The sequence below is a fragment of the Streptacidiphilus sp. P02-A3a genome (genome assembly GCF_014084105.1).
In the GTDB taxonomy this organism is placed as follows: Bacteria; Actinomycetota; Actinomycetes; order Streptomycetales; family Streptomycetaceae; genus Streptacidiphilus.
The window spans coordinates 12,249-34,393 of the sequence record NZ_CP048289.1 but is presented as its reverse complement, the minus strand read 5'-3'; the positions used below and the strand labels follow the sequence as shown (position 1 = coordinate 34,393).

Sequence of the window (22,145 nt, the reverse complement as noted above, 5' to 3'; positions counted from 1 at the left end):
CGCGGGCGCGGGCCCGGGCCCCGGCTCAGACTGGGAGGACCGGCAGACCGGGGGGACCGAGAGAAGAGGTGGATCCCATGACGGACACGCCGCCGCCCCAGGTGTGGCCCACGCTCCGCGCCCGCGACGCCCGGGCCCTGATCCGGTTCCTGGTGGACGCCTTCGGCTTCGAGGAGACCGTCGTGTACGGCGAGGGCGACCGGGTCGACCACGCCGAGCTCGCCTGGCCACCCGGCGGCGGGGTGATGCTCGGCTCCGCCAGCGAGGGCGACAGCACCGGCGTGACCGGCCCCGGCAGCTTCAGCGCGTACGTGGTCACCGACGAGGCCGACGCGCTCTGCGCCCGGGCCCGCGCCGCCGGGGCCGAGATCACCAGTGACCCGCACGACACCGACTACGGCTCAAGGGACTTCGCCGCCCGCGACCCCGAGGGCAACCGCTGGTCCTTCGGCAGCTACCCCGGCGCCCCGCGCGGGAAGTGAACGGCGGGCACCGTGGAAACCGGGCACGACAGAAAACCGGGCACACCAGAAAACGGGCAACTGAAAACGGTGCCTCCCGCAGAGAATCTCTTCCCTGCGAGAGACACCGTCTCGCTGTGCGCGAGGGGGGATTTGAACCCCCACGCCCTTTCGGACACTGGCACCTGAAGCCAGCGCGTCTGCCGTTCCGCCACTCGCGCATTGAGTGGTGTCGTTGACTCTACCGAAGTTAACCCGGCCTCTTCAAACCGGTTCTCGACCGGTTCCCCGAGGACCCTCGGACCGCCTTGCGGCTGTCCTGGCTTCCTGCGTTAGCGCCTTGCGACAGGAAGAACATTAGCACGTCGGACGGGGTGTCCCCGCCGCCCCCGGACCACCGGGGGGATTCCACCCAACCTATGGGTGAACCCGAACGGGTGATCAACGGATGACCACCCCGCCCGGGGGGTACGACTGGGCCTGTACGCCCCGCCCTTACCGCTCACTCATGCTGCGGTGGCATCCTTCTTGCGATGCCCCCGGATCCGACCGGCGGGACCAGCGACCGTGTGTCCGACCACACGTCTCCGCCGGACCGTCCGGAAGGAACCGCACGAGGGGCCGCAGCGTAGATACGATCAGATAGGAAGACCGAGCCGATCGCGCCGACCAGCGCGACCCGTACCGAACGCCAGCCGGAAGGGGGTGCCCCGTGGGAGCCCTGAAGAAGTTCGAGCAGCGACTCGAGGGAATCGTCAACGGAGCCTTCGCCAAGGTGTTCAAGTCCGAAGTGCAGCCCGTTGAGATCGCCGGGGCGCTCCAGCGCGAGTGCGACAACAACGCCAGCATCTGGAACCGCGACCGGACCGTCGTCCCCAACGACTTCATCGTGGAACTGAGCACCCACGACTACGAGCGCCTCAGCCCGTACGCGCAGCAGCTCGGAGGGGAGCTGGCCGGGATGGTGCGCGAGTACGCCCAGGCGCAGCGCTACTCCTTCATGGGCCAGCTCAAGGTCGCCCTGGAGCGGGGCGAGGACCTCGACACCGGCCTCTACCGGGTGCGCAGCCGGATCGAGGCGAACGAGGCGCCGCCCGCGGCCGACCCGTACGCCCACTCCCAGCAGCCGCCTCAGCAGCAGCCGCAGTCGCCGCAGCCCTACGGCGGCCGGCAGGCCGAGGCCTGGCAGCCGCAGGTGCCGCCGCCCCCGGCGCAGCCGCCGACCGCCCCGGCCTTCCCCGCCGTCCAGCCCGGACGCCCGCCCGCGTACGAGCCGCCGGAGAGCAACATCCGGCCGCTGCCCGGCGTCGGCTACCCCCCGCCGCCGCAGGGTCCGCCCGCGGGCGGACCGGTCCGCCGCTGGCTGGAGATGAACGGCGCCCGGCACCAGGTGACCACCCCGGCGGTGGTCCTCGGCCGCAGCACCGAGGCGGACATCCGGGTCGACGACCCCGGGGTCTCCCGCAAGCACGCGGAGATCCGGATGGGTACGCCCTCGATCGTGATGGACCTCGGCTCGACCAACGGCATCATCGTGGACGGGCAGCACACCCAGCGGGCCACCCTGCGCGACGGTTCGCGGATCGTGCTGGGGAGCACCACCATCGTCTTCAGACAAACCGAAGGGTGAAGCGGGGCACATGTCAGAGCTGACCCTCACGGTCATGCGGCTGGGTTTCCTGGCCGTGCTGTGGTTGTTCGTCATCGTCGCGGTCCAGGTCATCCGCAGCGACCTGTACGGCGCCAAGGCGGCCCAGCGACCCACCGCCGTCGGTCGGCGCGGAGCACCCGCGCCGGCCCCGGCCCGTCAGCAGCCCCCGCAGCAGCAGGGGCGCCGGGCCCCGCAGGGCTCGGACAGCGGTCGGCAGCGCCGCAGCGCACCCAGCCAACTGGTCGTCACCCAGGGCTCGCTGGCGGGCACCACGGTGGCGCTGCACGGGCAGACGATCACCCTCGGCCGGGCCCACGACTCGACGATTGTGCTGGATGACGACTACGCGTCCTCCCGCCATGCCAGGATCTACCCGGACCAGAGCGGTCAGTGGATCGTCGAGGACCTGAACTCCACCAATGGCACCTACCTGGACCGGATGCGGCTCACCAGCCCCACCCCGCTCCAACCCGGCGTTGCCATCCGGATCGGCAGGACCGTCATCGAGCTGCGGAAGTAGTCACATGAGGCATGGGCAGCACTCCAGCGGCCCGCGAAGTCCGCGAGGGGCGACGGTCGGTGGGCGCGGATCCGCGCACCCGGGCCCAGCCCGAACGGACACCGCACCGTACGATGCATCAACGCACGCTGCACCGGGGCATCGCGCAGGGGACCGAGGGAAGGGGGCGGACGGCACATGAGCCTCGTGCTGCGCTTCGCCGCCGGGTCGCACAAGGGGATGATCCGGGAAGGCAACGAGGACTCCGGCTACGCCGGTCCGCGCCTGCTCGCGGTGGCCGACGGCATGGGCGGCCAGGCCGCCGGGGAGGTCGCCTCGTCCGAGGTCCTGTCCACCATGGTCTCGTTGGACGAGGACATCCCCGGCACCGACCCGCTGACCGCACTGAGCCAGGCCGCCGACCGCGCCAACGAGCGGCTGCGGCTGCTGGTGGAGAGCGACCCGTCGCTGGAGGGCATGGGCACCACGCTCACCGCGCTGCTGTGGACCGGCGAGCGGGCCGGTCTGATCCACATCGGCGACTCCCGCGCGTACCTGCTGCGGGACGGCTCGCTCACCCAGATCACCCAGGACCACACCTGGGTCCAGCGGCTGGTGGACGAGGGCCGGATCACCGAGGAGGAGGCCAGCACCCACCCGCAGCGCTCGCTGATCATGCGCGCGCTGATGGGGACGGGCGAGGTCGAGTCGGACCTGTCGATCCGCGAGGTCCGCGCCGGGGACCGCTACCTGATCTGCTCCGACGGCCTGTCGGGCGTGGTCAGCCACCAGACCCTGGAAGAGACCCTGGGCAGCTACTACGCGCCCGAGCAGACCATCGCCGAGCTGATCCAGCTGGCGCTGCGCGGCGGCGGCCCGGACAACATCACCTGCGTGGTCGCCGACGTGCTGGACATCCAGGAGGGCGACCCGGCGGCCGGGCAGCTCTCCGAGGTCCCGATGGTGGTCGGCGCGGTCGCCGACGGCCCGCCCACGATCAGCCACCAGACCATGGCGAACACCCCCGCCGCCCGGGCCGCCTCGCTGGGCCGCCCGCAGCCGCCCGGCGGCGCCGACGGCTACGGCGAGGGGTACGACCCGGCGGCCTACGGCGAGGAGGGCTACGCCGAGGGCGACTACGAGGGCGAGGACTACGCCCCGGAGGAGGACGGCCGCCGCAGCCGCCGGAAGCAGCGCTCCGGCCGCAAGCGCGGCTGCCTGGTCCCGTCGCTGGTGCTGCTGGTGGTGCTGGGCCTGGTCGGCGGCGGCGGGTTCGCCGGGTACCAGTGGACCAGGACGCAGTACTTCATCGGCGCCCACGGCGACCACGTCGCGGTCTACCAGGGCGTCAACCAGAACCTGGCCGGGCTGAGCCTGTCCAAGGTCTACCGGGACTACCCGGGCATCCCGTTGAAGGACCTGCCGTCGTACCAGCAGACCTCGGTGCACAACACCATCAGCACCAGCGGCCTGAACGCCGCCGACACGACCATCACCCAGCTGCAGAGCCAGGCGACGCTGTGCCAGCAGATCGCCGCGGCGCCGCCGAGCACCGCCCCCACCCCGGCGCCCGCGCCCTCGGCGTCCGGCACCCCGAAGACTCCCAAGTCCGGCGCCGACTCCAAGCCGTCGGCCAAACCCAGTGCCACCGTGTCCGCTCCCGCCTCGCTGAGCCCGCAGCAGCAGCAGCTGGCGCAGCAATGTCCGACCTCCTGACTTGAGCCTCCCCGGCCTGCGGCCCGGCGGCGACGCGGTCACGGCCGCGGCGGTGCTCGGCGCGCGCGGGGCGGCCAACCGCCGCAACACCGAGCTGTGGCTGCTGGTGTTCGCGGTGCTGGTGCCGGTGCTCGCCTACGCCGACACCAGCCTGTCGATGGACGGCCGGATCCCGGCCGGGATGCTGCGGTACGGGCTCGGCATAGGAGCGTTCGCCCTGTGCGCGCACACCGCGGTCCGCCGCTTCGCGCCGCACGCGGACCCGCTGATGCTGCCGCTGGCGGCGCTGCTCAACGGCCTCGGCCTGGTCTTCATCTGGCGGCTCGACCGGGCCCGGCAGCTGCGGCCCAACTTCCCCGGCGCGCAGAACCAGCTGATCTGGTCCGGCCTGGGGATCGCCCTGTTCATCGGGGTGATGGTGTTCCTGCGGGACCACCGGGTGCTCCAGCGCTACACCTACCTGTCCGGTCTGGCGGCGCTGGTGCTGCTGGCGGTACCGGCCTTCCTGCCGGACCGGGCGTCCGACTTCGGCGCGAAGATCTGGATCCACGTCGGCGGCTTCTCGATCCAGCCCGGCGAGTTCGTCAAGATCGTGCTGCCGGTGTTCTTCTCCGGCTACCTGATGGTCAAGCGGGACGCGCTGGCCCTGGCCAGCCGCCGCTTCCTGGGGCTCTACCTGCCGCGCGGCCGGGACCTCGGGCCGATCATCGCGGTCTGGGTGCTGAGCCTGCTGATCCTGGTCTTCGAGACCGACCTCGGCACCTCGCTGCTGTTCTTCGGGATCTTCGTGGTGATGCTGTACGTCGCCACCGAGCGGACCAGCTGGATCGTCTTCGGGCTGCTGATGGCCGGGCTCGGCTTCTGGGCGGTGTCCGGGGCGGAGCGGCACGTGGCCGCCCGGATCGAGGCCTGGCTGCACCCGCTGGCGGTGGCCCCGGGCGGCGGGATGGGCCAGCTCGGCCAGTCGCTGTTCGCGCTCGGCGCGGGCGGGGTCGCCGGCACCGGTCTCGGCCGGGGGCACTCCTGGCTGATCGGCTTCGCCGCCAAGAGCGACTTCATCCTCGGCACCATCGGCGAGGAGCTGGGGCTGGTCGGCCTGATGGCGCTGCTGCTGGTGTACGCGCTGCTGTCGGAGCGCGGGCTGCGGACCGCGCTGGAGGCCCGCGACCCGTTCGGGAAGCTGCTGGCGGTGGGGCTGTCCGGGGCCTTCGCGCTCCAGGTGTTCATCGTCGCCGGAGGTGTCACCGGTACCATCCCATTGACAGGAATGACTCTGCCGTTCATCGCCCAGGGCGGCTCCTCGGTGATCGCCAACTGGGCCCTGGTGGCGGTACTGCTGAAGATCAGCGACGTCGCCCGCCGCCCGGACCCGCTCCCACCGGGGCATGACCCCGGCCACACCGCAGAACCGACCTCGGTTCGCAGTTCGTCATGAACAACGTGTAGACAGATAGCCGCCCCGTCAGCAGCAGGCGCCACCAGGAGGGTCACCCGACCGTGAACAAGCCAATCCGCCGGGTATCCGTGTTCTGCCTGGTCCTCGTCCTCGCCCTGATGATCCGGGTGAACTGGGTCCAGGGGGTCGACGCCTCCTCACTGGACAACAACACCCACAACCAGCGCGGCATGATCCTGGCCTACAGCTACCCGCGCGGCAGCATCATCGTCGGCGGGCAGGCCGTCACCAAGAGCGTCCTGGTCAACGGCAACAAGTTCAAGTACCAGGAGTCCTTCGCCAACGGCCCGCTGTACGCCCCGGTCACCGGCTACTCCTCGCCGATCTTCGGCTCCCCGGAGTACGACAACAGCATGCTGGAGGGGGTCGAGGACCCGATCCTCAGCGGCAACTCCTCGGACCTGGCGGTCAACAACTTCGAGTCGCTGCTCACCGGCAAGTCCAAGCAGGGCGGCGACGTGGTCACCACCATCGACCCCAAGGTGCAGCAGGCCGGGTACCAGGGGCTGACCAGCCAGAACTTCACCGGCGCGGCGGTCGCCCTGGACCCGACCACCGGCGCGATCCTGGGCCTGGTCAGCACCCCCTCCTACGACCCGAACAGCTTCGCCAACGGCGACGACAACGCCGCCTACGAGAAGCTCGCCAACGAGACCTCGCAGCCGATGCTGAACCGGGCGCTGCGGCAGACCTATCCGCCCGGCTCGACCTTCAAGCTGGTCACCGCGGCGGCGGCGCTGGAGACCGGCCAGGTCACCGACATCAACGCGAACACCGACTCGCCGAACCCGTACCAGCTGCCCGGCACCAACACCATGCTGCCCAACGAGAGCACCAGCGACCCCTGCACCAACGCGCCGATGATCACCGCGCTGGAGTTCTCCTGCAACACCGTCTTCGCCAAGCTCGGCGCCGAGGTGGGCATGGCCCGGATGGCGCAGGAGGCGGACCGGTTCGGCTTCAACACCACCCTGGACGTGCCGGTCCGGGCGGTCCCCAGCGTCTTCCCGAACAACGTCAACGCCTCGCAGAACGCGATGGACTCCATCGGGCAGTTCGACACCGCCGCCACCCCGCTGCAGATGGCCATGGTCGCCGCCGCGATCTGCAACAACGGCTCGCTGATGACCCCCTACCTGGTCGCCGAGCAGCGCGCCGCCGACCAGACCGTGGTCGGCACCCCGCACCAGGCCACCCAGCTCTCCCAGGCGACCACCCCGCAGGTGGCCGCCGAGATCCAGACCATGATGCAGGCCGTGGTGAAGGGCGGCACCGGCGTCACCGCGCAGATCCCCGGCGTGACCGTCGGCGGCAAGACCGGAACCGCCCAGAACGGCGTGAACAACAGCGGCAACCCCTACGCCTGGTTCGTCTCCTACGCCAAGAACAGCGCCGGCAAGGAGATCGCGGTGGCGGTCGTGGTCGCCAACAGCAGCACCCAGCGCGGTGACATCTCCGGCGAGATGCTGGCCGCGCCGATCGCCAAGCAGATGATGGAGGCCTACGTCGGACAGTGACCGGAACGGCGCCCCGGACGACCGGCCCGCCACATTCCGTTCTCATATCAAGTAGGCCACTGGGGCGTGAACAGCGCGCCCGGCCGGTAGCGTATCCGCAAGCAGCGGTATGTCCACACCGGTGCTTCCGCATTCCCCTGCAGGTCCAAGCGACCAAGAGACGCAGGCCCGAAGACCAACCTCGGCACCGGCGAGGGAGAGGGTTGGAACCATGGAAGAACCGCGTCGCCTCGGCGGCCGGTACGAGCTGGGCGGCGTCCTGGGACGCGGCGGCATGGCCGAGGTCTACCTCGGCCATGACATCCGGCTGGGACGCGCCGTCGCAGTGAAGACCCTGCGGGCCGACATGGCCCGCGACCCGTCGTTCCAGGCCCGTTTCCGCCGCGAGGCCCAGTCTGCGGCGTCGCTGAACCACCCCTCGATCGTCGCCGTGTACGACACCGGTGAGGACTACATCGACGGCGTCTCCATCCCGTACATCGTGATGGAGTACGTCGACGGGTCCACCCTGCGTGACCTGCTGCACTCCGGGCGGCGGCTGCTGCCCGAGCGCGCGCTGGAGATGACCACGGGCATCCTCCAGGCCCTGGAGTACTCGCACCGCAACGGCATCGTCCACCGTGACATCAAGCCCGCGAACGTCATGCTGACGCGCAACGGCACGGTCAAGGTGATGGACTTCGGCATCGCCCGCGCCATGGGCGACACCGGGATGACCATGACGCAGACGGCCGCGGTCATCGGCACGGCCCAGTACCTCTCCCCGGAGCAGGCCAAGGGCGAGCAGGTCGACGCCCGCTCGGACCTCTACTCCACCGGCTGCCTGCTCTACGAGCTGCTCACCGTCCGGCCGCCGTTCATCGGCGACTCCCCGGTCGCGGTCGCCTACCAGCACGTCCGCGAGGAGCCGCAGCCGCCGTCGGTCTACGACCCGGAGCTGCGCCCCGAGTACGACGCGATCGTGCTGAAGGCCCTCGCCAAGGACCGCGACTACCGCTACCAGAGCGCCGACGAGATGCGGGCCGACATCGAGCGGGCGCTCGACGGCCTGCCGGTCGCGGCGGCGCAGACGGTCGCCTACGGCGCCGGCCCGATGGGCGGCGGATACGACCAGCAGACCCAGGTGTACGGCGGCCAGCCGGACCAGTACGGCCGGACCACGGCCATGCCGCAGCAGGCGGCGGGCGGCTACGGCCAGACCAGCCTGCTGCCCGGGGTCGGCCAGGGCTACGACGCCGGTGGCGACGGCTTCGACCAGGGCTACGACGACGGCGACAGCTACGGCGGCCGCGGCGACCGGCGCCGCAACGCCGGGGGCGGCGGCGGCAAGAACCGGGCCACTTCCTGGATCATCCTGGCGGTCGCCGGGGTACTGGTCCTGGCCGGCGCCTACTTCGTCACCAAGTCCATGTGGGGCGGCGGGGTCAAGAACGGCGCCACCGCGCCGCAGCTGATCGGCCAGACCTGGAGCGGCGCGGAGAGCGCGGTGAGCAACGTCCCGGGCAACCTGAAGGTGGTCCAGGGGGCACCGACGGCCTGCTCGCCGGACACCGCGGGCAAGGGCGACGTCTGCTCGCAGTCGCCGACCGTCGGCACCGCGATGGCCAACGGCGCCACGATCACCGTCCACATCAGCACCGGCGCCCCGACCAGGGCGGTGCCGAGCGTGGTCGGCCAGACGGTGGCGAACGCCACCACCGCGATCACCTCGAACGGCTTCACCCTGGGCACCCAGACCCAGGCCTCCTCGCCCACCGTCCCGCAGGGCTCGGTCATCAGCCAGACGCCGAGCGCGAACAGCCAGCAGGCCGACGGCTCGACGGTGAACCTGGTGGTCTCCTCCGGCGTGGCCCAGGTCCAGGCCGACTACGTGGTCGGCCAGGACGGCAGTGCCGCCGCGTCCGCGCTGCGGGCCCAGGGCCTGCAGGTGGCCGAGACCTTCAGCCCCACCAACAACAGCACCTACCCGGCCAACGAGGTGGTCCAGGAGACCTACAACGGGAACCCGGTCACCCAGGGCATGAACATCCCGGCGAACGCCACGATCAACCTGGTGCTCAACCCGGCGGCGCCGAGCGCCCCGCCTTCGACGGCGGCGAGCACAAACCCTCCGGGGGGGGCGTCAGGCACCGCAAGCACACCGGCTGACCCGGGCAATCCCAATCAAGGTGACAACCAGAATGGGAACGGGAACGGCAACAACGGGAACTTCGGCTTCTGACCTGACCGCCCCCTGATCCGGGCACCGCACCACCCCGAGGGACCGAGGACGCGCAGGCGTCCCCGGTCCCTCGGGCTTTGCCGGGCGGACCGCGCCCCGCTGACCGATCATGTGGTTATGAGCCATGCGATGAACGAGACCGAATGGCGTGCCTTCCTGAGCGAGGGCACCCGCACCGCCAAGCTGGCCACCACCCGCGCGGACGGACGTCCGCACGTGGCGCCGGTGTGGTTCCTGCTGGACGACACCGACCTGGTGTTCAACACCGGGAAGGACACCATCAAGGGCAAATCGCTGCTGCGCGACGGGCGGGTCTCCATCTGCGTCGACGACGAGCGGCCACCCTTCGCCTTCGCCCTGGTCGAGGGCCGGGCCATCGTCAGCGAGGAGCTGTCCGAGGTCAGGGAGTGGGCGACCAGGATCGCCGCCCGCTACGTCGGCCCGGAACTGGCCGCCTCCTACGGCGAGCGCAACGGCGTGCCGGGGGAACTGCTGGTGCGGGTCCGGATCGCCAAGATCACCGCCGTCGCCGACCTGTCCGCCTAGGGCCGGTCCTTCGGATCACGTCGCCCGCCTGTCGCGGGTGGGCTCAGCGCAGCTCCGACGGCAGGTCCCGGGCCCGGTCCACCGGGACGGTCCGGGTCAGCGAGGCCCAGACCGCCATCCGGTAGCGCGAGGTGAAGACGGGCGTGCAGGTGGTCAGCGTCAGGTAGTGCCCGGGCCGGGTGTAGCCCGACTCGGGCGGGACCGGGGCGGTCACCCCGACGTCGTACTTGGACGTCCGCTCCAGCGTGCGGTCGACCGTGTAGACGTACCAGTCGTCGCGGGTCTCCACCACCACCTTGTCGCCGCGCCGCAGCTCCGGCAGGTCGTGGAACTTGGCGCCGTGGCCGTCCCGGTGCGCGGCCAGGGCGAAGTTGCCGTCGCCGCCCCAGGGCATGGCGGCCCGGTACGGCTCGGTGTAGGCCCCGGCCACGCCCTGATTCAGCACGTCCAGGTCGGTGCCGGTGCGGATCAGCACCTGGAAGTCCCGCCCCAGCCGGGGGATGTGCAGGAAGCCGAGACCGTCGGCGGCCCGGTAGTCGCGGGCGACGGCGGCCGGGCGCGGGCTCCCCGGCGCCCGGGGCGGTGCGCCCCAGGACTGCCGGACCCGCGCCGCCGCCGCGTCCGCCCCCCGGTCGGCGACCACGTCGGTCCACCAGAGCGAGTAGACGACGAACAGGCCGAGCAGCACCCCGGCGGTGATCATCAGTTCGCCCAGCAGCCCGAGGGCCCGCTGGGTGGGGGAGGACATCATGACGGCCGGTCTCCTCGGTGGTGGCGCGCACCACCGAGGACCGACCGGGGTCAGCCGCTCTGCAGTGCCTTGGGCGTCTGTCCGGAGCTCTTCGGCAGGTCCTGGGTGAGCTTGCCCCAGACCGCCATCCGGTAGGTGGAGGTGAACTCAGGGGTGCAGGTGGTCAGCGTGATGTAGCGGCCCGGACCGGTGAAGCCGGACTGCGGCGGAACCGGTTCGATCACACTGACGTTGGTCGGCGAGGTCTGCGCGAGGGTGCTGGTGACCGTGTAGACGTAGTAGTCGTAGGCGGTCTCGACGATCACCTGGTCGCCCGGCACCAGCTTGTTGATGTACCGGAACGGCTCACCATGGGTGTTCCGGTGCCCGGCCAGCGCGAAGTTGCCGGTGGAGTCCCAGGGGAAGGCCGTCTCCTGGGCACCGGTGTAGTGCCCGACCAGCCCGTTGTCGAGGATGGTGGTCTTGTCCACGCCCTCCGCGATCGGCGTCTCCACATCCAGCTTGGGGATGTAGATGATCGCGAACTTGGTACCGACGGCTATCGCGGCGGGGTAGGCCGGGTGGCTCTTGTCCGTGCCGCCCGGGGCCCACTGGGACTCCAGCTTGTGCTTGGCCCCGCTGGCGTAGGCGTCGGCGGTGACGTTGGTCCACCACAGCTGGTAGGCCACGAACAGGAACATCAGCACGCCGAGGGTGATGAACAGCTCGCCCAGGGTCCGCACCACGACGATGCCGGGGCTCTCCTTGACCTTCGGCGGCGGCGGCCGACGGCCGCCGCGGCGGCGGCTCTGCTGCTCGGCCCGGCGCCTGGCGGCACGGCCGCCGGCCTCGGCCGCCTCGCCGCCCTCCACGCCCTCGGCCGGGCCCTCGGTCATGCCCTCCGGCGTGCCCCGCGCGCCCGGATACCGTCCCGACGGCGGGAGCCGCAGCGCCAGCGTGTCGGAGCTGTCCCCGACCGCCGCCGCCCGCCGCTCGTACTCGTCCGGCTGCCAGGGCGGCGTCGCGCCGTCCTGGCGCTCCGGACGGAGTGCGGTCATGCGCCGACCCGTCCGATCACCGGCGCCAGACCGACGGACCGGGCGACCGCCGCCGGGTCACCGCACTCGGTGAGCCAGTTGGCGAGCATCCGGTGGCCGCCCTCGGTGAGCACCGACTCGGGGTGGAACTGCACGCCCTCGACCGGCAGCTCGCGGTGCCGCAGCCCCATCACCAGGCCGGTGTCCGTCCAGGCGGTGACCGCCAGCTCCGGCGGGACGGTGCCGCGCTCGACGGCCAGCGAGTGGTAGCGGGTCGCGGTGAGCGGGGAGTGCAGCCCGGCGAAGACCCCGCCGTCCTCGTGGAACACCTCCGAGGTCTTGCCGTGCAGCAGCTCCGGGGCCCGGTCGACGACCGCGCCGTAGGCGACCGCGATCGACTGCAACCCCAGGCAGACGCCGAAGAGCGGCAGCCGCCGCGCGGCGCAGTGGTGCACCAGCGCGACGCTGATCCCGGCCTGCTCCGGGGTGCCCGGACCGGGCGACAGCAGCACGCCGTCGTAGGCCTCGGTGGTCACCGCGTCGACCCCGATCTCGTCGTTGCGGACCACCTCGCACTCGGCACCGAGCTGGTAGAGGTACTGGACCAGGTTGAACACAAAGCTGTCGTAGTTGTCGACGACGAGGATGCGTGCGCTCATCAGGCAGTGACTCCGGTCGGAACGAGGGGCACGAAGGTGGGCAGGGCGGCCCCGTCCAGCGTCGGCGCGGAGGACTTGCCCCCCGGCGTCGGGCGGGGCGCACCGGACGGCCGCCCGGACGGCGTCGCGGCGGGCGAGCCGGAGGAACCCGGCGTGCCGACCGGTTGCACGGTGGTGCCCCCGGTGTTGTTCACGGTGACGTCGTTGAACGGGAGCAGCGGCTCCGCCCACGGGAAGACCCAGGTGAACAGGATCGCGACGGCGACCAGGAAGAGCAGCAGCGAGAGCAGCGCGCGCACCGGCGTACTGCCGGGCAGCCGGTTCCAGATCCAGCCGTACATCGCACTCCTTCCCCGGGCGCTCGGGCCCTCGGTATCTCCGCCGGTGGCACCCCGCCTGCGGATACCGCCGCACCAGGGTACGGGGCAGCGCGCCCGACACGTGAGCGCTCCGGGCCCGCGTTACCGATTTGCCAGATTCACACCCGTCGCCGCCCACCGGGCACTTCTGCCGGGTGCTTCTCCGCCCACCCTCTACAACGCCGCGGGCGGCTCGGGGTCACGCCCGGCGCGGAATGACGTCCCGCTTTTCCGGAAGTCCCACATATCGTGCGGGAAACCGCCAATCGGACGCAGGTACCGCCCCGGAAGGTCTCATCTCAGTGAACTGGCGGAACTTTCTTCGAATCTGCCGCGTACCCTTATCTCCTTCCGACTCCGCGAGCCACTACGCTAACGGACACTGGAGACACGTGTGCGGGCTGCCCGACAGCCCGTCGCTGACCCAGGAAACCCACAGCTCAGTTGGCCGCCTGCGGCCCCGTAGCGCAGCGCGCATCGACAGGAGTGCTCCTCGTGCCGAAGTCCCGACTCCGGAAGAAGACGAACTACACCGCCCCGCCCCAGGCGACGGCGTTGAGGTTGAAGAACTCCGGGCACGGCTGGATCGCGCCGCTGATGCTGGCGCTCTTCCTCATCGGTCTGGTCTGGATCGTCGTCTACTACGTGACGAGTGCGTCCTGGCCGATCCACGCCATCGGCAACTGGAACATCGTGATCGGTTTCGCGTTCATCGCGGGCGGATTCGGCGTCTCCACGCAGTGGAAGTAGCCCCCGCACCGCCCCTGCACTCGGACAAGCGTTCCTTGTCCACATGGTTATCCACAGTGGGGAAAACCATGACTATCTGTGGATAACTTGAGCCCAGAAGCCCCGCCCGGCACCCGGAGGGGATCGAGCCCGGGTGGGAAACCGCAGCTGGACGCGGGTAGAGCGACAGATCCACAAGGGCCCCGCCGGTATCGGCGGGGCCCTTGTGGACAACCGGGTGGGGCACCCCGAGCGGCCGGTACCCACAGCCCCCGGTCAGGGTCAGCCGGGGAGCTGGGCCACGCCGATCAGCGACAGCACCAGCACCACGCCCAGCGTCAGCGCCATCGTCCCCCACTGCACCAGCGCCCGGTTCCGCTCCGGCGCGTGCGCCAGGCCGAAGCCGATCACCGCGCCCGCCACCAGACCGCCGACGTGCGCCTCCCAGCTGATGCCGGGGATGGCGAAGGTCGCCAGCAGGTTCACGAAGATGATCGCCAGGATCGGGCCCAGCTGGTAGCCGCGCTTGCGCTGGAGCGCCACCAGCGCGCCCAGCAGCCCGAAGATCGCCCCCGAGGCACCCAGCGCCCACACGTCCGGCGCCACGATCAGCTGGAGCGCCGACCCGGCCAGCCCGGACACCAGGTACAGGCCCAGGTAGCGCCAGCGCCCCAGCAACTGCTCCAGCGCCGGACCGATCACCCACAGGGACCACATGTTCATGCCGATGTGCAGGATCGCGGTGTGGAAGAACACCGAGGTGATCATCCGGTACCACTGGCCCTGCCCCACCAGCTGGCCCTGCATGTACAGGTGGTCCAGCGCGGTCGAGCTGATCAGGTACTGGAGCCCCCAGACCACCACGTTGATCCCGATCAGGATCTTGGTGACCAGCGCCCGGTCGCGGACCGCCCGGCCGCCGAACTCGGTCCGCGGCGCGCGCACCGAGGCCTGACCGCCCTGCACGCACTCCCGGCAGTGGAACCCCACCGAGGCGCTGACCCGGCACTCCGGGCACACCGGCCGCTCACAGCGGGTGCAGCTGACCCCGGTCTCCCGGCCCGGATGCCGGTAGCAGTCCGGAAGCCGGTACCCGCTGGAGTCGCTGGACGGCTGCGGCCCGACCGGGCCCTGCTGATCGGGGAGCATCGATTCCTGCCTTCCGGGACCTCATGGCTACGCCCGAAGGGTAGCCCCCGCAGACGTGGAAACCGCTACCTACGGCTGATCCGCACCGACTCGATCACCACGTCCTCGATCGGACGGTCGTTGAACTGGCTCACGGCGGTGGCCGCGATCGCGTCCACGACCTTTCGCCCGGCCGCGTCCGCGACCTCGCCGAAGATGCTGTGCTTGCGGTTCAGCCAGGCGGTGGGCGCGACCGTGATGAAGAACTGCGAGCCGTTGGTGCCGGGCCCGGAGTTCGCCATGGCCAGCAGGTAGCCCCGGTCGAAGTGCAGCTCCGGGTGGAACTCGTCGGCGAACTGGTAGCCCGGGCCGCCGGTGCCGTCGCCCAGCGGGTCCCCGCCCTGGAGCATGAAGCCGGAGATCACCCGGTGGAAGACCGTGCCGTCGTACAGCGGACCGGTGGACTTTTCGCCGGTCCGCGGGTCGGTCCACTCGCGGGTGCCCTCGGCCAGCGCGACGAAGTTGGCGACCGTCTTCGGGGCGTGGTTCTGCAGCAGCCTCACCTCGATGTCCCCCTGGTTGGTCCGGATGGTGGCGAACAGTTCCTCGGCCACGATGCGCCTTCCTGCGAGTCCGTGCGTAGCCGGCGGTGCCCCGCCGAACAGCCGGAATCCTCCCACGTGGCGCGCGCCACCGGCCAAACGCCCGGCACCGGCCGCGGAGCCGGGGTCCGGCACCCGGCCCAGTCCAGCGCGCCGGGGAACGATCCACCAGGCATGATCTTTAAGTGGGTGGACAGGTGAGTAACAGGACGCCACCGAGGAGGAGGTACTGGTGACCCGCATCGACGCAGCCCGCGAGGCCGCAGGGAAGACCAGGGAACAGCTCGTCCCGTACGCCGCGAGCGCACGGGACGCGGCAGCGCACTACACGGACGAGGCGTGGCAGCGGCTGGCGCCTCATATCGAGAGCGCCGTGATGCCCCGGGTGGTCCCGCTGTGGGAGCAGGCCCGCGCCAGCGTGCCGCCGTCCGCCGCCCAGGCCGCCACCAAGGCGGCCGAGCAGGCGAAGGAGGCGGCCCGGTCCGCCTCCTGCTCCGCCAGGGCCGCGGCGGTCCACGCACGGCAGTCGACGGTCCCGGCCGTCAGCCAGGCCCTGGACGACGCCGTCCAGGCCACCGCCGGGGCCGCGGCGACCGTCCGCGACCGCGGCGCGGCGGTGCTGCCGGTGCTGCGCGGCCAGATCAGCGCCGCCGAGATCGAGGCGCTGACCGCCCAGCACGCCCGGGCGGCCCACCGGGGCCGCTGGACCCGCCGGGTGGTCACCGTCAGCGTCCTCGGCGCCGTGGCCGGCGGGGGAGTCGTGGCCTGGAAGTGGTGGCAGCGGCAGAGCAACCCGGACTGGCTGGTCGAGCCCCCGGTCAGCCCGCTCCCGCTGCGCACCACCCCGGCCACCGGACCGGTCACCGGATCGAGCGCCAGCTCCGCCGGTCCGCTCGCCCCCGAGGACCCGGCCGCCGAGCGGGCGGACACCACGGCCGAGGAGGAGGAGTACGACGTCGAGGCGGCGATCGAGGCCGAGATCGAGGGCCGGGACGAGTCGCTGGACGACGACCGGCCCGAGGGCGACGACCGCGCCTGACCCGGAAACACCGAAGGGTCCCACCCGTCTCGGGCGGGACCCTTCGGCATCAGCGCTGACGCGTCAGCCGGCCTCGGGGCGGGGCAGCTCGTCCAGGTCGATGGTGCGGGTGCGCCCGTCGGCCAGCTCGATCGGGAGCCGCGTAGATCGGGATGCCGCAGCGGCCGTACGTGGCGGTGCAGTCGTCGTAGTCCTTGCGTGCCGAGGAGACCGCCACCACCTCTGCGATCAGCAGGACGTCCCCGAAGCTGTAGCGCGTGCCCTGCCTCCGCGCGTCCTCCCGCAGGATCGCGAGATCGGGCGCGGAGTTCTCGTCGGCGGGAAAGACGAGCACGGCCCCGACCTGCGGCTTTGCCGGACAACCCGAACAAAAACCCCTGTTGCCATCCTCCTGGACCCTGCTCGATCCGCCTCGATCTGGCTGGCGTGCCCACTGGTGGGCACGCCTCCCGGGGATCATCAGGAGGCACCTACGGGGCTACTGATCGAGTTGCATCAACCTCTCAGAATAGGGTGCGGCGGGATGCGGCGCGCAGGATAGAACGGGACCGTCCCCGCGGGTGCGGGGAGCAGATCCGGGGCCAGACCTGGACCATCCGTCTCCATCCTCCTGAGTCACAGATCCCGCTCGATTCGGGACCTCTCCTGACCTGTCAGCAGGGCGGTGACGACTTTGGGTTCAGGTCACCGGGCGAGGTCGGCGGGGTCCAGATCCAGCGGGAAGGGGACCGGGGTGCGCAGTCGGTCGCGGTGGACGCCGGTGGCGACATACGCCCGGGTGGTGTCGTCGAGCTCGTAGGTGTGCACGACGGGTAGGCCGTGTTCGTCCTCGATGCGCCACAGGTGGCGGATGCCAGCATCGGCGTACAGGCCCGGCTTGTAGCGGCGGTCGCGGTCCTGCGACTCCGCGGAGACGACCTCGACCACCAGGGCGACCTCTTCGGGGACGAAACGGGTCCGCTCCGGGAGATAGGGCACACTCGCCGCGATGACGTCGGGCTCGGGCCGGCTCCGGCGGTTGAGCGTGACCGTCATCTGGGCCTCCACGGTCCACCCGACGGGCGCGGCACTCTCCAGCGCTGCGGTCAGTCGACGGATGACGCGGTCGTGCCAACTGCGCTGCGGGGACATGTTGAAGATCAGCGCTCCGTCGAGCAGTTCGATATGACGAGGTGCGTCAGCCGGCAACAGGTCCAGGTCCTCCGCCTCCCAGCCGCTCTCACGGGGCGGGTACATCCATTGCGGCAACGCAGTACTCACATCAACGCCCCTCCAGCAGTGTCGACGCCTCCGGTCCATCCCCCAGAATGCCACGCACCCCACCCCGACGAGGCATCCCCAGACACCACCTTGATGCCCGAGCCGACCGAGACCAAGACCAAACCACCCCTACGGGGCCCTGGAAGCAGAGTCACCCGGAGACGCAGGAGACCCGGATATCGGGACCACCCCCGCGCTAGCGGGGAGCAGAAGGACTGGGCCTTCGTCATGATCCGATGACCACATTCAACTAGTCATGGGCGGGGCAGGCGCCCCCGTGCAGAAGAGCCCCATCACCAGGTGAGGGCGGGGCCAACTGAGTGAAACCTGTGTATGGGCTTCGCTGCTGTGTCAAGGGCAACAGTGTTTGGCTAGTTTTGCAGCTTGCTTGGCTGCAATATTTGCAGCAGTATCTGATTCATGAGCACCCTCACTCGTAGAACAGTGGCACGGAAGTCCGTGCCCGTGACAGCAGAGGACGCCCAAGCCGTCGAGCGAGTCCGGCAGCCGCAAAGCGTGGAACGCGCAGCCCTCGCCGCGCTGGGCATCGAGCTATCCGAGAACCCCTCAGAAGCAGAGGCCCTCCAAGCCCTCATGGAAGCCGGCCGAGCCGCCGTCCAGCAGCAGGTCATGGTCAGCGGCTACGCAGCCCTCGCCGCGTCCCAGAACGACGAAGATCACGAGTACGAGCAGACAATGCGGCAGCGTCGCCGCGGATCCAGCGAGGACTGAACTGCGTGCCCGAGATCACTCCTGTGCGCGGTGTCGTTTACCGCGCAGACCTGGGCAAAGGCCCTAAGCCCTTCCTGGTCGTTTCGAACAATGCGCGAAACCAGAAGCTGGACAGCTGCCTGGCCGTCCGAATCACTACAACCCAGAAGCCAGAGATGCCCAGCATCGTTCCGCTGGGCTCCGCAGACTCTCCTCTCGTCGGCTGCGTTCTCTGCGACGACATCGTCGAACTATGGCGGGACGAGATCAAGGGCACCCTTGGAGCGCTCAGCAAGGAGACCATGGTGAAAGTCGCCACGGGCCTCAGAGCGGCCCTTGCGCTGCTTTGACTTCGCCAGAGCGACACGTGAGGCCCCGACCATCCGGTCGGGGCCTTCGTCGTGCTCAGCTCTCCCGCAGCTCCCGCAGCTCCCGCAGTTGCCTGTTGGCAACGTCCATGTCCTCTGGCCGCAGCCGGCTGAGTGCGGCACGGACATCGGCGGCGTCCAGCCAGAGATCACTTTCCGTCGCAACTCCCCGGCAGGCACAAGCTGAAGCTCGGCCTCGTACCCCATGGTGTGCAGGTACCCGGCGACGACGGCCATGGTGATGTCTCCGTCGCCGTGGAGTACCCGGGCGACCCAGCCGGGCCGTTCCTCGAGCTGGGCGGCGAGCTGCTTGCGGTCGACGCCGGAAGCAGCCATGGCCTGGACCAGGCAGGGCCTCGCGACAGAGACGGGCCTCGGCGAGGGCGGCGAGATCCGCCGGGGGTGGCAGCAACGCGCTCGTACAGGGTCATCGCCGCTTCCCGTCGACTGCCCCGAGCGGGTCCCCAGCTCGCCCGACGACGTGCGCGTCCCAGCCCTGGTGCCAGTCCGCCGTGTGGGCCAGGTCGCTAATTGCCCGGTGCAGGTACTGCCGGACGTCTCCCCTGACGCCGAGTGGCAGGTAGACGGCGATGGTATAGCCGTCCCGCTCCGGCGTCGGAGTCTGCTCGGCCGGCATCTCCTGGACTGCGGCGGACCACCCCCGCGGGCGCGGGGAGCAGCCAGCTTCGGCGCAGTCTCGCAAGGAGTTCACGGGAACCCGTAGTCGCGCCGCCTTGGCTCAAGGAGCGACAGGACTCAGCGGATCTTTTTGAAGTCGGTGCGCACCGTCACGACAACACCGGCGAGGGTGAAACGGACCTCCTCGCCGAAGCGGTAGGGCACCGCCGAGGTGTACTCGTCCCCCTTCGGCCCCCGGTACAGGACGCACTCCCCCGGTCAGCACGTCCACGATGAGGTACACCGCGATGCCACGCGCCGCGTACTGGTTGAGCTTGCGCCCGTAGTCCTGCCCCACCGTGGAACGCGACACGCTCTCGGCAACGAAGTGCACGTGCTCCTGCTTGACGAAAGCGTCCCCCGGACCGAGCACTCCCGCGTCCACCACGAGCACGTCCGGCTCAGGCGTGTAGCCGTCCAGTTCCGGCAGTACTCCCTTGTCCCGCGTGACGTGCAGCCCGGCCTCGCCGGCGAGCTGCTCCGCCAACCGCAGCCGGATCGAGTCGTCTGCCTCGCTGTGGGCCTCCGTCACCGGAGACAGGTACAGACGCCCCTGGTCGAACAGCAGCTTGACCGCCTTGGGCAGCTTCATCGACCGCCGCACCTGCCGCAGCCACTGCGCGTACTCCGGGTACATCGAGCTCATCGCGCGCCTCCCAAGCGGCAAACGGACACCGCCACCGTACGGGCCAGCACCCCCCCGGACTTCACACCGAGAGCTCGCAGCCCGGGCGCGCTCTCCAGGCCCAGGGGAGGCACGAGGCTCCCAGGGGAGACGCTCCCCCGCTGTCCCCTGGGAGCCTGGTGCGTACCTAGGTGCGCTAGGGCGCCACACGGATCCGTGTTTCCGCAGGTCAAACGCATGGTGATCTCAGGAAACCCAAAGGATCAACAGGAGCAGGCGGCGCCCAAGCTTGAACCCCCGTGCTCCCTGGTGGGCACGGCCGTGCCCACCAGGGAGCACGAAAAATGCCCTCCGACTCCACGTTTCCGCAGGTCAGAGGGCATTTACGGGGTGGAGCCTAGGGGAGTCGAACCCCTGACATCCGCCATGCAAAGACGGCGCTCTACCAACTGAGCTAAGGCCCCTCGGCGGAGTCGATCCGCCGCGCACCAGGGTACCGGTTCCCGAGGGGAATCCCGACCCGCGGCCCGCGGCCGCGTCCGGGCAGCGAGCAGCGGCCGCCAGGCCCGCTGCTCGGTCGGCACCGGCCGCGCCGGGACCCGGGCGGCCCCGGGAGAGCCGGAACCCGGCCCGGACCGCCGGAGAACGCCTAGCGGGCGCCGACCGGCACCGCGTCCGTCGCCTCGGTCCACAGGTCCTGCTCGGCGCGGTCCGCCTGGACCTGGCGGTACACGAAGTACCCACCGAGTGCAGCCAGGGCTACCAGAAGAAGCTTCTTCACCGCGCGACCTCGTCCTTCTTGCGTCTGAGTCCGGTAGTGGGCGGCGTCGGCCGAACCGACTGCCACCCCCGGCCGATGATACACACCGGACCTTGGGGAAAGTCCTGTCCTGTCCAACCCCTGGCGCGGCCGGAGGTCACGGCCAACACACGTCCGGACGCGCCCGTCTGACGCACCGAAGGCAGTCCACCAGGGCCCCGGGAACCCGCCGCGTAGCGCTCTCCGCACGGTCCGCCGGGGGAATGCCGAAGGGCACCTACGACTAGTCGTAGGTGCCCTCGCGCGCCGGTGGACCTAGGAGGACTTGAACCTCCGGCCTCTTCCTTATCAGGGAAGCGCTCTAACCGTCTGAGCTATAGGTCCGTGTGTTTCCTGCCCTGCGCTGCGTTGAAAGATTAGCGCACCGATGCCGGTCTGCCAAAATCCATTGCTCCCGGCAGCCCCAGGAGGTGCGCAAACGTCCGTGGACCCGGCCGGAGCCGGGTCCACGGACGTTCACCGCGGCGGTGTCACTCCTCCTCGGAGAGCGTCAGCTCGACGCCCCCGGAGATGCCCGCCGCCATGTTGTAGATGAACGCGCCCAGCGTCGCCAGCGCGGTCAGCAGCACCACGTCGATCACCGCGATCAGCGCCGTGGTCATCAGCACGTTGCCGAAGGACAGGTACGACTGGAGGTCGAACCCGGAGCTGCTGTCGGAGCCGGTCGCCTGCTTCAGCGTCCCGCCGACCGAGCTGAACACGCCCGCCGTGTCCAGCAGCATCCACAGCAGCGAGACACCGACGACGGTGACCACGCCCAGCGCGATCGACAGCAGGAAGCTGATCTTCATCACCGACCACGGGTCGGTCCGGGTCACCCGCAGCCGCGCCCGGCGGGTACGGCCCGACGGCGCGGCGGCCGGGGGCCGCGGAGCCGCGGTCGGCTGCGGCGCCTGGCCGCCCGGGACCCGAGTGCCGCCGGGAGGCGTCGGCTGGCCCTTCTGGTACGTCGTGGGCGTCGAGTATCCGGAGCGCCCCTCGGTCGGCCCAGCGGCCGGCGGCGCGGTCTGCGCCTGCGCGACCGGAGCCCCGGGAGCCCCCGGCGCGCCCTGCGGCGCCGCCTGGCGACGGCGCGCGGCCGCGGTACCGCCGCCGACCACGGTCGGCCTCACCGCCGTCGCCGACGCGTCGTGCCCGGCCAGCTGACCGCCCGGCATTCCGCCCTGGGGCGCGCTCGGCCCAGGGCCCTTCCGCCCCGCAGCGGCGTTCCCGCCAGCGGCACCCGTGGCTCCACTCACCCTGGTCCTCCCGGAGTTCCCCACCAGGACCGGTCGGTCCTGGCTCGATGTGTTGTCAGACGGCGTCCCGGCGAACGGCGTCTTGTTGAACAGCG

General features: G+C 70.6%; 23 protein-coding genes and 3 tRNA genes. 12 read left to right on the top strand and 14 right to left on the bottom strand.

From position 1 onward, the window contains the following. Positions 1 to 77: 77 nt before the first annotated feature. Positions 78 to 482: a VOC family protein gene (locus GXP74_RS00165; RefSeq protein ID WP_182449383.1), complete on the top strand. Its 405-nt coding sequence runs from the start codon at positions 78 to 80 to the stop codon at positions 480 to 482. A gap of 117 nt (positions 483 to 599) precedes the next feature. Here the strand turns inward: GXP74_RS00165 and GXP74_RS00160 are convergent. After that, positions 600 to 682, bottom strand: a tRNA-Leu gene (locus GXP74_RS00160). Between the two features lie 491 nt (positions 683 to 1,173). Between GXP74_RS00160 and GXP74_RS00155 the strand changes: the two genes are divergently transcribed. The 7 genes from GXP74_RS00155 to GXP74_RS00125 all read left to right on the top strand — a co-directional run bounded on the left by GXP74_RS00155 (position 1,174) and on the right by GXP74_RS00125 (position 10,067). After that, positions 1,174 to 2,091, top strand: coding sequence for a DUF3662 and FHA domain-containing protein (locus GXP74_RS00155; RefSeq protein WP_182449382.1), 918 nt, complete (start codon positions 1,174 to 1,176; stop codon positions 2,089 to 2,091). Positions 2,092 to 2,101: 10 nt separating this feature from the next. Then, positions 2,102 to 2,632, top strand: coding sequence for an FHA domain-containing protein (locus tag GXP74_RS00150; protein WP_182449381.1), 531 nt, complete (start codon positions 2,102 to 2,104; stop codon positions 2,630 to 2,632). 177 nt (positions 2,633 to 2,809) lie between these two features. Beyond that, positions 2,810 to 4,327 carry a PP2C family serine/threonine-protein phosphatase gene (locus tag GXP74_RS00145; protein ID WP_182449380.1) on the top strand — a complete coding sequence of 506 codons (1,518 nt, stop codon included), beginning with the start codon at positions 2,810 to 2,812 and terminating at the stop codon, positions 4,325 to 4,327. A gap of 1 nt (position 4,328) precedes the next feature. Next, positions 4,329 to 5,762 (top strand): FtsW/RodA/SpoVE family cell cycle protein, encoded by a 1,434-nt coding sequence (locus GXP74_RS00140; protein ID WP_225447617.1) that lies wholly within the window; start codon positions 4,329 to 4,331, stop codon positions 5,760 to 5,762. A 62-nt stretch (positions 5,763 to 5,824) separates the two neighbouring features. Next, a complete protein-coding gene (locus GXP74_RS00135; RefSeq protein ID WP_182449379.1) occupies positions 5,825 to 7,300 on the top strand; it encodes a penicillin-binding protein 2 in 1,476 nt (491 codons plus the stop codon). Positions 7,301 to 7,511: 211 nt separating this feature from the next. Further along, positions 7,512 to 9,521, top strand: coding sequence for a Stk1 family PASTA domain-containing Ser/Thr kinase (gene pknB / locus GXP74_RS00130; RefSeq protein ID WP_182449378.1), 2,010 nt, complete (start codon positions 7,512 to 7,514; stop codon positions 9,519 to 9,521). 129 nt (positions 9,522 to 9,650) lie between these two features. Next, positions 9,651 to 10,067 (top strand): PPOX class F420-dependent oxidoreductase, encoded by a 417-nt coding sequence (locus tag GXP74_RS00125; protein WP_225447616.1) that lies wholly within the window; start codon positions 9,651 to 9,653, stop codon positions 10,065 to 10,067. Positions 10,068 to 10,110: 43 nt separating this feature from the next. On the opposite strand, the gene GXP74_RS00120 is transcribed toward GXP74_RS00125, so the two are convergent. The 4 genes from GXP74_RS00120 to GXP74_RS00105 are packed head-to-tail and all read right to left on the bottom strand — an operon-like array spanning position 10,111 to position 12,834. After that, on the bottom strand, positions 10,111 to 10,818 hold the full coding sequence (locus tag GXP74_RS00120; protein WP_182449376.1) for a class E sortase: 708 nt from the start codon (positions 10,816 to 10,818) through the stop codon (positions 10,111 to 10,113). A 50-nt stretch (positions 10,819 to 10,868) separates the two neighbouring features. Beyond that, entirely contained in the window at positions 10,869 to 11,855 is a 987-nt protein-coding gene (locus GXP74_RS00115; protein ID WP_182449375.1) for a class E sortase, read from the bottom strand. After that, entirely contained in the window at positions 11,852 to 12,493 is a 642-nt protein-coding gene (locus GXP74_RS00110; RefSeq protein ID WP_182449374.1) for an aminodeoxychorismate/anthranilate synthase component II, read from the bottom strand. Before GXP74_RS00110 ends, GXP74_RS00115 begins: the two co-directional genes overlap by 4 nt. After that, positions 12,493 to 12,834 carry a hypothetical protein gene (locus GXP74_RS00105; RefSeq protein WP_182449373.1) on the bottom strand — a complete coding sequence of 114 codons (342 nt, stop codon included), beginning with the start codon at positions 12,832 to 12,834 and terminating at the stop codon, positions 12,493 to 12,495. Before GXP74_RS00105 ends, GXP74_RS00110 begins: the two co-directional genes overlap by 1 nt. Positions 12,835 to 13,347: 513 nt before the next feature. Between GXP74_RS00105 and crgA the strand changes: the two genes are divergently transcribed. Beyond that, a complete protein-coding gene (crgA, locus tag GXP74_RS00100; protein ID WP_182449372.1) occupies positions 13,348 to 13,602 on the top strand; it encodes a cell division protein CrgA in 255 nt (84 codons plus the stop codon). 261 nt (positions 13,603 to 13,863) lie between these two features. Here crgA and GXP74_RS00095 read toward each other — a convergent pair whose 3' ends face one another. Next, positions 13,864 to 14,730: a rhomboid family intramembrane serine protease gene (locus GXP74_RS00095; protein ID WP_182449371.1), complete on the bottom strand. Its 867-nt coding sequence runs from the start codon at positions 14,728 to 14,730 to the stop codon at positions 13,864 to 13,866. A gap of 65 nt (positions 14,731 to 14,795) precedes the next feature. Further along, a complete protein-coding gene (locus GXP74_RS00090) occupies positions 14,796 to 15,323 on the bottom strand; it encodes a peptidylprolyl isomerase (RefSeq protein WP_225447615.1) in 528 nt (175 codons plus the stop codon). A 220-nt stretch (positions 15,324 to 15,543) separates the two neighbouring features. On the opposite strand from GXP74_RS00090, the gene GXP74_RS00085 reads away from it, so the two are divergent. After that, positions 15,544 to 16,350, top strand: coding sequence for a DUF5324 family protein (locus GXP74_RS00085; protein WP_182449369.1), 807 nt, complete (start codon positions 15,544 to 15,546; stop codon positions 16,348 to 16,350). A gap of 49 nt (positions 16,351 to 16,399) precedes the next feature. Here GXP74_RS00085 and GXP74_RS00080 read toward each other — a convergent pair whose 3' ends face one another. Both GXP74_RS00080 and GXP74_RS00075 read right to left on the bottom strand, forming a co-directional pair. Continuing rightward, positions 16,400 to 16,684, bottom strand: coding sequence for a Uma2 family endonuclease (locus GXP74_RS00080; protein WP_225447614.1), 285 nt, complete (start codon positions 16,682 to 16,684; stop codon positions 16,400 to 16,402). A gap of 350 nt (positions 16,685 to 17,034) precedes the next feature. After that, positions 17,035 to 17,649: a Uma2 family endonuclease gene (locus GXP74_RS00075; RefSeq protein WP_182456058.1), complete on the bottom strand. Its 615-nt coding sequence runs from the start codon at positions 17,647 to 17,649 to the stop codon at positions 17,035 to 17,037. A gap of 381 nt (positions 17,650 to 18,030) precedes the next feature. Between GXP74_RS00075 and GXP74_RS00070 the strand changes: the two genes are divergently transcribed. After that, positions 18,031 to 18,342: a molecular chaperone GrpE gene (locus GXP74_RS00070; RefSeq protein ID WP_182449368.1), complete on the top strand. Its 312-nt coding sequence runs from the start codon at positions 18,031 to 18,033 to the stop codon at positions 18,340 to 18,342. A gap of 5 nt (positions 18,343 to 18,347) precedes the next feature. Further along, a complete protein-coding gene (locus GXP74_RS00065) occupies positions 18,348 to 18,671 on the top strand; it encodes a type II toxin-antitoxin system PemK/MazF family toxin (RefSeq protein WP_182449367.1) in 324 nt (107 codons plus the stop codon). Positions 18,672 to 19,428: 757 nt separating this feature from the next. Here the strand turns inward: GXP74_RS00065 and GXP74_RS00060 are convergent. The 5 genes from GXP74_RS00060 to GXP74_RS00040 all read right to left on the bottom strand — a co-directional run bounded on the left by GXP74_RS00060 (position 19,429) and on the right by GXP74_RS00040 (position 21,969). Beyond that, positions 19,429 to 20,013, bottom strand: a complete 585-nt coding sequence (locus GXP74_RS00060) for a Uma2 family endonuclease (RefSeq protein WP_225447613.1) — start codon at positions 20,011 to 20,013, stop codon at positions 19,429 to 19,431. Between the two features lie 370 nt (positions 20,014 to 20,383). Continuing rightward, a tRNA-Ala gene (locus GXP74_RS00055) sits at positions 20,384 to 20,456 on the bottom strand. A 185-nt stretch (positions 20,457 to 20,641) separates the two neighbouring features. Continuing rightward, positions 20,642 to 20,773: a DLW-39 family protein gene (locus GXP74_RS00050; RefSeq protein ID WP_225446657.1), complete on the bottom strand. Its 132-nt coding sequence runs from the start codon at positions 20,771 to 20,773 to the stop codon at positions 20,642 to 20,644. 289 nt (positions 20,774 to 21,062) lie between these two features. Further along, positions 21,063 to 21,136: transfer RNA gene (locus GXP74_RS00045), tRNA-Ile, on the bottom strand. 146 nt (positions 21,137 to 21,282) lie between these two features. Then, on the bottom strand, positions 21,283 to 21,969 hold the full coding sequence (locus GXP74_RS00040) for a DUF3566 domain-containing protein (protein WP_182449365.1): 687 nt from the start codon (positions 21,967 to 21,969) through the stop codon (positions 21,283 to 21,285). Between the last annotated feature and the right edge of the window lie 176 nt (positions 21,970 to 22,145).